This window comes from Shigella sp. FC1567, from assembly GCF_001743015.1.
GTDB classification, from domain to species: domain Bacteria; phylum Pseudomonadota; class Gammaproteobacteria; order Enterobacterales; family Enterobacteriaceae; genus Escherichia; species Escherichia coli.
The window spans coordinates 1-11,414 of sequence record NZ_MIIV01000546.1; the positions used below are offsets into that span (position 1 = coordinate 1).

Sequence of the window (11,414 nt, forward strand, 5' to 3'; positions counted from 1 at the left end):
GCGGTGAGCATCCCTCGCGACGGGGTAATAAAGCTCTCAAACGGGCGTTGTTCCTGTCGGCCTTCGCCGCGCTCAGGGATCCGCTCTCCAGGGCTTACTACACCCGCAAAATGAGTCAGGGAAAACGACACAATCAGGCGCTTATCGCCCTGGCGAGACGACGCTGCGACGTTCTGTTCGCCATGATGCGCGACGGGACTTTTTATACCCCGCAGGGGTCATAACATGCTTGACAACTTAATAGGGGCACCTCCCCGCATCCTTGTCCGCTTAACCGTTTCAGTCAGCCTATCCTTGATGAAACCGCGAGCAAAGATAGGTGATTACGTCATGGTTTTACAGAAAATTACAGAAAAAGGAGGCAATATCGGGTAAAGGCATTAGCCCGACGAATACGTCGGGCTACAAGTATTATTGTGCTGCAGGTGTTTTAGCGGGTTGTTGATCCACAGGTTCTAACTGGAAGACCACATCGACCTGATCATCAAACTGAATAGCGGCCTGCTCGTAAGTTTCCTGGGCAGACACCGGCGCGGCATCGGCTTTCATCATCCGCACCATTGGGCTGGGCTGATAGTTGGAAACATGGTAGCGCACGCTATATACCGGCCCCAGTTTACGATGAAAGCCGTTCGCCAGTTCCTGCGCCTGATGAATCGCGTTATCAATCGCTGCCTTACGCGCTTTGTCTTTATAGGCATCCGGCTGCGCCACGCCCAGCGACACTGAACGAATTTCGTTAAGACCCGCCTTCAGCGCGCCATCCAGCAAGGAATTCAGTTTGTCTAACTGACGGAGCGTGACTTCCACCGTTCTCACAGCGCGGTAGCCTTTCAGGATACTTTTACCATCCTGATAATCATAATCTGGCTGGGTGCGTAAATTCGCTGAGCTGATATCTTTTTTCGCGATCTGATTGAGTTCAAGGAAGGAAATGTATTGTGCGACGCGCTCATCTGCCTGTTTCTTGGCTGTAGCGGCATCCTTCGCGGCCACGTTAACTTCAATCGCAAGAGTGGCAATGTCTGGCACCGCATCCACACTTGCCGTACCGGAGGTGACAATATGCGGTCCATCCGGCAATTCGTTAGCCTGCGCTGCCATCCCGCTAATACCCATTAATGCCGCTAGGGCGATAACTTTGAACTTCACGTTAGTCTCTCCGTGTTAATTGACTTGCCCAAAATTCAGGACCTCTGGAGGCAAGCTTAGCGCCTCTGTTTTATTTTTCCATCAGATAGCGCCTAACTGAACAAGGCTTGTGCATGAGCAATACCGTCTCTCGCCAGCTGCAAGGCTATAAACCACATGACACATCCCACTACCAGATTGATAATGCGCTGTGATTTTGCCGTGCGCAGGCGCGGTGCCAGCCAGGCTGCGAGAATAGCCAGACCAAAGAACCACAGGAAAGAGGCGCTAATTGTCCCGAGCGCAAACCAACGTTTTGGTTCGACGTCAAGCTGCCCGCCAAGGCTGCCCAGTACAACAAAAGTATCCAGGTAAACATGCGGATTCAGCCAGGTCACTGCCAACATGGTGGCGATAATTTTCCATCTGCCTTGCTTCAGGACTTCGGCACTAGCTAACTCAATATTACTACTCATCGCTGTTTTAAAAGCGCCAAAACCATACCAGAGCAAGAAGACTACGCCGCCCCAGGTGACCAGCGCCAGCAACCACGGCGACTGCATCAATAACGCGCTACCACCAAAAATCCCCGCGCAAATCAGGACCAAATCGCTGATAGCGCAAAGTAAGGCAATCATAATGTGGTACTGACGACGAATGCCCTGATTCATCACAAAAGCATTTTGTGGGCCGAGCGGCAGAATCATAGCTGCCCCAAGATCAAGACCTTGAAAGTAATAAGAAAACACGTTGGATATTCCGAATTAAGTATCTGATGCAGAGACTATATCGCGGGATTGTTATTAGCGGAAATTGATAATATTAATTGGCAATCAGAATAACTAATAAGAGAGAGGCCAGAGAGTATTATCTGGCCTCAGCGTTGATTACGCAGCTTTGTCTTCTTTCACCCGCTTAAAGTTCACATCCATTTGCGGGTACGGGAAGCTGATACCGGCGGCATCAAATTCACGTTTAATACGCTCCAGCACATCCCAGTACACGTTTTGCAGATCGCCGCTGTTGCTCCAGACGCGGACCACGAAATTAATCGACGATGCACCAAGTTCGTTCAGGCGCACAGTCATTTCGCGATCTTTCAAAATGCGATCTTCAGACTGGATAATATTGGTCAGGATCTGCTTAACCTGATCGATATCGGAATCATACGCCACGCCAATAATAAATTCGTTACGGCGAACTGGCTCGCGGGAGAAGTTAATAATATTTCCGGCAATAATTTTACCGTTCGGAATAACGATAATTTTACCGTCTGCAGTACGCATGGTGGTGGAGAAAATCTGCACACTCAGCACAGTACCGGCTACGCCGCCGAGGTCAACATATTCTCCGGCACGGAACGGTCGGAACATGACAAGTAACACGCCAGCGGCCAGGTTAGAAAGTGACCCCTGCAAAGCCAGACCAACAGCTAAGCCTGCGGCACCGAGTACAGCAATGACTGACGCTGTTTGTACACCCACGCGTCCCAGGGCAGCGATTAGCGTAAAGGCGATAATACCGTAACGGACTAATGCAGAAAGAAAATCAGCAACAGTGGCATCGATTTTACGGGAGATCATCAGGCGATTCACCGCGTTGGAAATCATCCGCGCGATAATCAAACCAACGATGATGATCGCGAGTGCCGCCACGATGTTTACTGCATAACTTAGCAGCAGCGCCTGGTTAGCTACCAGCCAGCTTCCCGCGCCGTTTATGCTATCGACAACATTCAAATCTTCCATTCAATATTCCTTTTCAACTGACTCAAAATGGAGAAATACACTCCGCCGCCTTATGACGGGCAGTCTGACAAGGGTAAACAATAAAGCATAATTTTGCCAAATAGGTCACAGATTTCTCATCTGAATCACCTTGCTTTTGGCGAAAAAATCCCCGCAGAGCGGGGCTCAGACAGATATCAATGTGCGCTTTGTCATGCCGGATGCGGCGTGAACGCCTTATCCGGCCTACAAAAACCTGCAAATTCAATATATTGCAGGATACGTGTAGGCCTGATAAGCGTAGCGCATCAGGCAATTTTGCTTTTGGCGAAAAAAAGACCCGCAGAGCGGGCCTTGAGATAAGCAGAAAGGAATATCTTACAGAACGTCGATCGCGTTCAGTTCCTGGAATGCTTTTTCCAGACGAGCGATCATCGAAGTCTGACCGGCACGCAGCCATACGCGCGGATCGTAGTATTTCTTGTTCGGCTGATCTTCGCCTTTCGGGTTACCCAGCTGACCCTGCAGATAAGCTTCGTTCGCTTTGTAGTAGTTCAGAACGCCTTCCCAGGTTGCCCATTGGGTATCGGTATCGATGTTCATTTTCACTACGCCGTAGCTTACGGAGTCTTTGATTTCCTGAGCAGTAGAACCGGAACCACCGTGGAATACGAAGCTCAGGCTGTTGTGCGGCAGGTTGTGTTTCTTAGAAACATATTCCTGAGAATCACGCAGGATGGTCGGAGTCAGAACCACGTTACCCGGCTTGTAAACACCGTGTACGTTACCGAAGGACGCAGCGATGGTGAAACGCGGGCTGATTTTGCTCAGCTCGGTGTATGCGTAATCAACGTCTTCCGGCTGGGTGTACAGTGCAGAAGCGTCCATGTGGCTGTTGTCCACGCCGTCTTCTTCACCACCGGTGCAACCCAGTTCGATTTCCAGAGTCATGCCGATTTTGGACATACGCTCCAGGTATTTAGAGCAGATTTCGATGTTCTCTTGCAGAGATTCTTCAGACAGGTCGATCATGTGAGAAGAGAACAGCGGCTTACCGGTAGCTGCGAAGTGTTTTTCACCCGCGTCCAGCAGACCGTCGATCCACGGCAGCAGTTTCTTCGCGCAGTGGTCAGTGTGCAGGATAACCGGAACACCATAATGTTCAGCCATCTGGTGAACGTGATGCGCACCAGAGATCGCGCCCAGGATAGCAGCACCCTGCGGAACGTCAGATTTCACGCCTTTACCAGCGATAAAGGAAGCACCACCGTTGGAGAACTGAACGATAACCGGCGCTTTAACTTTAGCAGCAGTTTCCAGTACGGCGTTGATGGAGTCAGTACCGACGCAGTTTACTGCTGGCAGTGCGAAGTTGTTTTCTTTTGCTACCTGGAAAACTTTCTGTACGTCATCACCAGTGATTACGCCAGGTTTTACGAAATCAAAAATCTTAGACATGTCTCTTGTCCTGTATCGTCGGGCCTTATACTCATCATACTTCAAGTTGCATGTGCTGCGTCTGCGTTCGCTCACCCCAGTCACTTACTTATGTAAGCTCCTGGGGATTCACTCTCTTGTCGCCTTCCTGCAACTCGAATTATTTAGAGTATGAAAAAATGCGTGCTCTAAAAGCGCGCTGAAACAAGGGCAGGTTTCCCTGCCCTGTGATTTTTTACTTCTTAGCGCGCTCTTCGAGCATCGCTACTGCAGGCAGTACTTTACCTTCCACGAATTCGAGGAATGCGCCGCCGCCAGTGGAGATGTAGGAGATTTTGTCAGCAATGCCGAACAGGTCGATTGCTGCCAGAGTGTCGCCGCCGCCAGCGATGGAGAACGCTTCGCTGTCTGCGATAGCGTTAGCCACGATTTCAGTACCTTTGCGGAAGTTCGGGAATTCGAACACGCCAACCGGACCGTTCCACAGAATGGTTTTCGCATTCTTCAGGATTTCAGCCAGTTCCTGAGCGGAAGCATCACCGATATCCAGGATCTGCTCGTCAGCTTTCACATCGTTAACAGATTTCAGGGTAGCCGGTGCAGTTTCAGAGAACTCGGTTGCTACGCGAACATCAGACGGAACCGGGATGTTGCAGGTGGTCAGCAGACGTTTAGCTTCGTCAACCAGGTCAGCTTCGTACAGGGATTTACCCACATCGTGGCCTTGTGCCGCGATAAAGGTGTTAGCGATACCACCACCAACAATCAGCTGGTCAGCGATTTTAGACAGGGAGTCCAAAACGGTCAGTTTGGTAGATACTTTAGAACCACCAACGATAGCCACCATCGGGCGAGCAGGTTCTTTCAGTGCTTTACCCAGCGCGTCCAGTTCAGCTGCCAGCAGCGGGCCTGCGCACGCAACGTCAGCGAATTTACCGATACCGTGAGTAGAAGCCTGCGCGCGGTGAGCAGTACCGAATGCGTCCATTACGAACACGTCACACAGTGCAGCGTATTTTTTGGACAGGGTTTCGTCGTCTTTCTTCTCGCCTTTGTTGAAGCGAACGTTTTCCAGAACAACCAGTTCACCTTCAGCAACGTCAACGCCGTCGAGGTAATCTTTAACCAGACGAACCGGGTTAGACAGTTTGTCTTTCAGGTAGTTAACAACCGGCAGCAGAGAGAATTCTTCGTTGTACTCGCCTTCGGTAGGACGACCCAGGTGGGAAGTTACCATCACTTTTGCGCCTTGTTTCAGGGCCAGTTCGATGGTCGGCAGAGAAGCACGGATACGCGCGTCGCTGGTTACTTTCCCGTCTTTTACTGGTACGTTCAGATCCGCACGGATAAATACACGTTTCCCAGCAAGATCCAGATCGGTCATCTTAATTACAGACATGGTGAATCCTCTCGTTGATTCTAAAAGTTTTGCAGACGCTGCTTGCGTCTTACCTGAAAGCAACAGTAGCCATAGCTAACGTCGTGTCGAGCATTCGGTTAGCAAAGCCCCATTCGTTATCGCACCAGACCAACGTTTTGATCAGGTGTGCGCCACTGACCCGGGTTTGGGTGCCATCGACAATGGCACTGTGCGGATCGTGGTTAAAATCTACAGAGACCAACGGCAATTCCGTATAGTCAACTATACCATGAAATGCACCTTGTGCTGCTTTTTGCAGCAACAGGTTGACTTCATTGGCTTTTACAGGTTTCTTCACCGTCACGCTTAAATCGATTGCCGTCACATTTATGGTTGGCACACGTACCGCAATCGCTTCAAAGCGATCGTTAAATTGCGGAAAAAATCGTGTGATACCGGCGGCCAGTTTAGTATCGACCGGAATGATCGACTGGCTGGCTGCCCGGGTGCGACGCAGGTCAGGATGGTATGCATCAATAACCTGTTGATCGTGCATGGCGGAGTGAATTGTGGTCACAGTGCCGGACTCAATACCGTACGCATCATCTAACAATTTGATGACGGGAATTATGCAATTCGTGGTACAGGAAGCGTTAGAAACGATGCGGTGTTCCGCACGAAGTTGATCCTGATTGACGCCGTAAACAACGGTCGCGTCGAGATCGTTACTGCCAGGATGTGAAAAGAGCACTTTTTTGGCCCCGGCGGCAATATGCGCTTCGCCATGCTCGCGGGAGCCATATACGCCGGTGCAGTCGAGGACTACATCAACGCCAAGTTCACGCCAGGGGAGCGATTGCAGTGAACGTTCATGCAATACGCGGATGGCGTCATCACCAACAAAAAGTTGATCGCGTTCCTGTCGTACTTCCCATGCAAAACGGCCATGGCTGGTGTCATATTTCAACAAATGCGCCATGCCCGCAGCATCCGCCAGTTCGTTGATTGCCACCACGGTAATTTCCGCCCGGCGTCCGGATTCATACAAAGCACGAACCACATTACGCCCGATGCGACCGAAGCCATTTATCGCTACGCGTACGGTCATAGATCTCCTGCAAGGTTTTCCCTGAGCAAATTTGCCAGACAGAGTAATCCAGCAAATCGTCCGGGGAAACCTTACCTGTCGCAAACTGCGACTGATTGGTTAATTGTCGAACATTTAATCGACTGAAACGCTTCAGCTAGGATAAGCGAAACGTGGAATAAAAGGAATGATTGTCCAGTCAAAGAAAGCAATTATCTGACTTACGTCACGTTTTCAGCCCCGCCCCTGTAGAATTTATTCCACTTTGCAGAATCACGAATAAGCGTAGCAAAATCTTTTCGTTGTGCCGTCACAAACCCTGACTTATATCAGAATATGACTGATGCAGCGTCGATATTATCCGCAATACGTCCGAGTTTCGGAGTACTCCAATGATGACATTGCCCTACCCATATTCTTCCTCCGCACGCTTTTACGCACTGCGCCTCCTCCCCGGGCAGGAAGTTTTTTCCCAGCTACACGCTTTTGCACAGCAGCATCAACTTCATGCGCCTGGATTGCAGGCTGTACCGGTAGCCTGACTGACGTCGCCTTGCGCTATGCCAGGCAAGAAGGCACCACGCTCCTGAACGGTACATTCGAAGTGATCTCACTAAACGGCACGCTGGAACAGAGTGGTGAGCATCTTCATCTCTGCGTTTCCGATCCACACGGCACGATGCTTGGCGGTCATATGATGCCCGGCTGTACCGTGCGGACCACGCTTGAACTGGTGATCGGTAGCCTTGAGGAACTGGCGTTTAGCCGCCAACCTTGCGCGCTTTCTGGTTACGACGAGTTGCATATTTCCCCCGTTAAATAACTACTTTCAAAGAGGTTTTCTTATGGCGCGTAGCCACTTTTCCAGTCAGGCACTGGTGTTGATCGTTATATCTATCGCCATCAATATGATCGGCGGGCAACTGGCCAGCATGGTCAAATTACCTATATTTCTCGACTCCATCGGCACACTTATTAGCGCGGTACTGCTTGGTCCGGTGATCGGAATGCTGACCGGCTTACTGACCAATTTACTCTGGGGATTGCTGACCGACCCGATCGCCGCCGCATTTGCACCCGTCGCGATGGTCATCGGCCTGGTCGCCGGTTGGCTGGCGCGAGCGGGTTGGTTTCGCACCCTGCCAAAAGTCGTTGTCAGCGGCGTGATTATTACGCTTGCGGTAACGGTCGTCGCTGTACCGCTGCGTACTGCGCTGTTCGGCGGTGTCACCGGTAGCGGAGCCGATTTGTTCGTTGCCTGGATGCACTCGATGGGGCAAAACCTGGTGGAGTCGGTGGCGATTACGGTGATAGGCGCGAACCTGGTCGATAAAATTCTTACAGCGGTGATTGTCTGGCTTTTACTGCGCCAGCTGCCGATTCGCACCACGCGCCATTTTCCGGCAATGGCTGCCGTGCGCTAAATGCATCCATTTACCTCATTAACACTGTGGGCATTGGCGGCCTGCACCACGCTTATCCTGCCCGCGCAGACCATTTTGCCGATCTATAGCGCGGCGACCTTTTTCTGCCTTATTGCGCTAAAGGCCACGCGGCGGCGGGCAAAATATGTCGTCTGGCTGATGTTCTCGCTGGGAGCCGGGCTGTGGCTGGTACACGGTGGCTGGCTACCAGAATGGCTAAGCGGCACGCCACGCTCGCCAGAACGGTGGTCGCATGCTATTACGCTCTGGTTGCGGATTCTGGTGATTGTTTCAACCTCACAGTTGTGGATGCAGTACGTCCCCGTGCAATGTTTTATTCGCGCTCTGTTTGCTTCTCGCCTGCCGCCAGGCGTCGCTTATCTGTTTGCCGGGCCGTTATTGGTCGTTGAGCAGTTAAAACGGCAATTAGCGATTATTCATGAAGCGCAGCGTGCCCGCGGCGTGCCGCTGGATGAGGGCTGGTATCAGCGTTTACGTGCGATGCCCGCGTTAATTATTCCGCTAACACACAATGCGCTTAACGATCTGGCTGTCCGAGGTGCGGCGCTGGATATGCGGGCATTTCGGATCCACAACCGACGAACAACGTTGTGGGCACCAGCCGATAGCACCCTACAACGCGTAGCGCGTTACACCATGATCTTGCTGATGCTGACAGAATTCGGAGCGTGGATATGGTTACGTTAGAACAGTTCCGTTATTGCCCGACACACTCAACGCATCCTCCGTTCTGTTATGACTTTCACTATGTCAAACCGGGGATGGTCGCCATCTTTGGTGACAACGGCAGTGGCAAAAGTACGCTGGCACAGCTGATGGCGGGCTGGTATCCGGACTTTCTGCCAGGAGAGATAACAGGCACGGGGACGCTCCTCGGTACGCCCATTGGGCATCTCCCGCTTAATGAACAATCCGCCACCATCCAGCTCGTCCAGCAATCGCCCTATTTGCAGCTCTCCGGCTGTACCTTTAGCGTGGAAGAAGAAGTTGCCTTTGGGCCAGAAAATCTGTGTCTTGCTGAAGCAGAGATTATGGCGCGGATTGATGCCGCCCTGACTCTGACCGAGTGCCAGCCGTTGCGCCATCGTCACCCGGCAACACTCTCCGGTGGAGAGACACAGCGCGTGGTCATCGCCTGCGCCATCGCGATGCAGCCAAAGCTCTTAATTCTTGATGAAGCCTTTAGCCGCCTGACGCCGCAGGCCAGCGAAATGCTGTTGCAGCGCTTACAACACTGGGCGTTTGAACGTGGTTCGCTGATTATTCTTTTTGAACGTCATCGCACACCTTTCCTGAACTACTGCCAGCAAGCGTGGCAATTGCAAAACGGAGCGCTCCAGCCACTATGTTAACGTTAAATCAGATATCTTATCGCTGGCCTGGCGCGGCAACGGATTGTCTTTGCGACATTTCTCTGCAACTCAAACAAGGTGAATGGTTGGCGCTGACCGGTGACAATGGCGCAGGGAAATCGACGCTGTTACGAGTAATGGCAGGTCTTCTTACGCCCACAGCCGGTACGGTTATGCTGCAACAACAGGCGATGAAAAACCTGAAAAACCGCCAGCGCGCGGCAAAGGTTGGCGTACTGTTTCAGGAAGCGGAAAACCAACTTTTTCACAGCACCGTCGCTGACGAGATCGCATTTGGTTTGAAACTGCAAAAATGCCCGGCGGATGAAATCACTCAACGTACCCATGCTGCCCTGCAATGTTGTCAGTTAGCAGACACTGCCAACTCGCACCCGTTGGATCTGCATAGTGCGCAGCGACGGATGGTCGCCGTCGCCTGCCTGGAAGCACTCTCTCCGCCACTATTACTGCTGGACGAGCCGAGTCGGGATTTTGACGAAAATTGGTTGAGCGTGTTTGAAAGCTGGCTGGAGAAGTGCCGCCAGCGAGGCACGAGCGTGGTAGCAATCAGTCATGACGCCGCATTTACCCGGCGTCATTTCTCTCGTGTGGTGCGACTGGAAGATGGTGTAATCAGGAACGTTAATCCACCAGACGATATTCACCCGTAGCGGTCATCATTAAGGTCAAATTTGCAGGCAGACTCTCTTCCAGCACCCGGCGAACATTCGGCCCGTCGGTACGGTCATAAAAGGTTTCTGCATCTGCCAGCGATACCCCTCCCGCCAGCTTGCGCCCCACCAGACGCTCCCGCAACGCAGTAGCTGGCGCGTTGATAAAGATCGAGAAATCACAAAATTGCGCAAGCTGGCACCACTTCTCGTCGTCCAGCAACAACCAGTTTCCTTCGACGATGACGAGTGGTGCGGTAACGTGCAACGCATCTTCAACAGGATCATGCTTTTGTCGATCGTACTGCGGCCACGTACAATCCCCTTCCACCACCTGGCGCAGATTTTCCGCCAGTTTCGCAACGTCAAATGTCTCTGGTGCGCCTTTGAAGGGGCGCAATTGATGCGCGTCCAGCCAGCTATTGTAATGGTGAAAACCATCCATCGGGAGCGTCTGAATAGCGGGCAGCTCCGGGTCTTGTTGCGCGAGATATTCCCAGAAGGTGGTTAGGGTAGATTTACCCGTCCCCGGCGGAGCGCAAAGAAAAACCACCGTACGCCGCTGCGGATTTACCGTCTGTAAGGCCGCCAGCATACGCAGCAACGGTTTATGTACATTTTCAATCTCTTCGTTCTGGTACTGTGCCTGTATCTTCAGCCCATTCACCGTTAATTCAATTTTCACGGCGTTAATTCCTTTAAGATTGTCGTTACTGCCAGCGTCAGCGCCGTTTTGACCATCCCGCTAAAACGCGCCTCTGACCAGACGGCGAAATCGGCGAACTTCATCGCTTTCAACGCGTCATAGAGCATCGCATTGCGGGTTATGCTATTGACGTTGCTGATAAAATCCCAGGTCATGTCATCGGCAAATCCGGGCGTTTCATCCTGTTCGTTCAGGTAATGCCAGAACTGGGAAAAATGCGTGATATCGGCGTACAGCCATTTATCCATTTTCCCCAGCGCATAAATCAAACGCAGCGCAACATCAATATCGTCAAGCGGGCCGCTTTGGGCGAGTAACGGCTTCACTGCATATTCCACGATCTCTTCATCGTTATCGACAAACAGCGACGGCAGAAACTGGCGTATCCCCTGGAGCAAAATAGAATGCGCAGTTTTCATAAATGAAAATAAATTGTCCTGTGCATCCAGTTGCTCAAGCACATCATCTTCTGTCAGCTTCGCCATTGGTCTTCCGATA

General features: G+C 51.7%; 12 protein-coding genes and 2 pseudogenes. 6 read left to right on the forward strand and 8 right to left on the reverse strand.

Going from position 1 to position 11,414, the window contains the following annotated elements:
* Positions 1 to 224 (forward strand): annotated as a pseudogene (locus BHE85_RS26130) (IS110 family transposase); the annotation flags it as partial.
* 187 nt (positions 225 to 411) lie between these two features.
* On the opposite strand, the gene BHE85_RS26135 reads toward BHE85_RS26130, so the two are convergent.
* The 6 genes from BHE85_RS26135 to epd all read right to left on the reverse strand — a co-directional run bounded on the left by BHE85_RS26135 (position 412) and on the right by epd (position 6,763).
* On the reverse strand, positions 412 to 1,152 hold the full coding sequence (locus BHE85_RS26135; RefSeq protein WP_000669834.1) for an oxidative stress defense protein: 741 nt from the start codon (positions 1,150 to 1,152) through the stop codon (positions 412 to 414).
* A 92-nt stretch (positions 1,153 to 1,244) separates the two neighbouring features.
* Positions 1,245 to 1,880, reverse strand: coding sequence for an arginine exporter ArgO (gene argO, locus BHE85_RS26140; RefSeq protein ID WP_000493373.1), 636 nt, complete (start codon positions 1,878 to 1,880; stop codon positions 1,245 to 1,247).
* A gap of 138 nt (positions 1,881 to 2,018) precedes the next feature.
* Positions 2,019 to 2,879 (reverse strand): small-conductance mechanosensitive channel MscS, encoded by an 861-nt coding sequence (gene mscS / locus BHE85_RS26145; protein ID WP_000389818.1) that lies wholly within the window; start codon positions 2,877 to 2,879, stop codon positions 2,019 to 2,021.
* A 357-nt stretch (positions 2,880 to 3,236) separates the two neighbouring features.
* On the reverse strand, positions 3,237 to 4,316 hold the full coding sequence (fbaA, locus tag BHE85_RS26150; protein ID WP_000034377.1) for a class II fructose-bisphosphate aldolase: 1,080 nt from the start codon (positions 4,314 to 4,316) through the stop codon (positions 3,237 to 3,239).
* Between the two features lie 214 nt (positions 4,317 to 4,530).
* Positions 4,531 to 5,694 carry a phosphoglycerate kinase gene (gene pgk, locus BHE85_RS26155; protein WP_000111269.1) on the reverse strand — a complete coding sequence of 388 codons (1,164 nt, stop codon included), beginning with the start codon at positions 5,692 to 5,694 and terminating at the stop codon, positions 4,531 to 4,533.
* A 49-nt stretch (positions 5,695 to 5,743) separates the two neighbouring features.
* Positions 5,744 to 6,763: an erythrose-4-phosphate dehydrogenase gene (epd, locus tag BHE85_RS26160; RefSeq protein WP_000218480.1), complete on the reverse strand. Its 1,020-nt coding sequence runs from the start codon at positions 6,761 to 6,763 to the stop codon at positions 5,744 to 5,746.
* A gap of 371 nt (positions 6,764 to 7,134) precedes the next feature.
* Here epd and BHE85_RS26165 point away from each other — a divergent pair.
* The 5 genes and pseudogenes from BHE85_RS26165 to BHE85_RS26185 all read left to right on the forward strand — a co-directional run bounded on the left by BHE85_RS26165 (position 7,135) and on the right by BHE85_RS26185 (position 10,210).
* A pseudogene (locus tag BHE85_RS26165) lies at positions 7,135 to 7,565 on the forward strand (PPC domain-containing DNA-binding protein).
* Between the two features lie 22 nt (positions 7,566 to 7,587).
* A complete protein-coding gene (locus BHE85_RS26170; protein ID WP_000124312.1) occupies positions 7,588 to 8,166 on the forward strand; it encodes an ECF transporter S component in 579 nt (192 codons plus the stop codon).
* Positions 8,167 to 8,874, forward strand: coding sequence for an energy-coupling factor transporter transmembrane component T (locus BHE85_RS26175; protein WP_000553222.1), 708 nt, complete (start codon positions 8,167 to 8,169; stop codon positions 8,872 to 8,874). It abuts the gene before it with no gap.
* On the forward strand, positions 8,862 to 9,539 hold the full coding sequence (locus BHE85_RS26180) for an ABC transporter ATP-binding protein (RefSeq protein ID WP_000256969.1): 678 nt from the start codon (positions 8,862 to 8,864) through the stop codon (positions 9,537 to 9,539). The genes BHE85_RS26175 and BHE85_RS26180 overlap by 13 nt, the downstream gene beginning before the upstream one ends.
* Complete coding sequence (locus BHE85_RS26185; protein WP_000956893.1) at positions 9,533 to 10,210, forward strand: ABC transporter ATP-binding protein; 678 nt, start codon at positions 9,533 to 9,535, stop codon at positions 10,208 to 10,210. The genes BHE85_RS26180 and BHE85_RS26185 overlap by 7 nt, the downstream gene beginning before the upstream one ends.
* Here BHE85_RS26185 and BHE85_RS26190 read toward each other — a convergent pair.
* A complete protein-coding gene (locus BHE85_RS26190; protein ID WP_039064260.1) occupies positions 10,182 to 10,895 on the reverse strand; it encodes a nucleoside/nucleotide kinase family protein in 714 nt (237 codons plus the stop codon). The genes BHE85_RS26185 and BHE85_RS26190 overlap by 29 nt on opposite strands.
* Positions 10,892 to 11,401, reverse strand: coding sequence for a fumarase E (gene fumE / locus BHE85_RS26195; RefSeq protein ID WP_001096659.1), 510 nt, complete (start codon positions 11,399 to 11,401; stop codon positions 10,892 to 10,894). The genes BHE85_RS26190 and fumE overlap by 4 nt, the downstream gene beginning before the upstream one ends.
* Positions 11,402 to 11,414 lie beyond the last annotated feature (13 nt).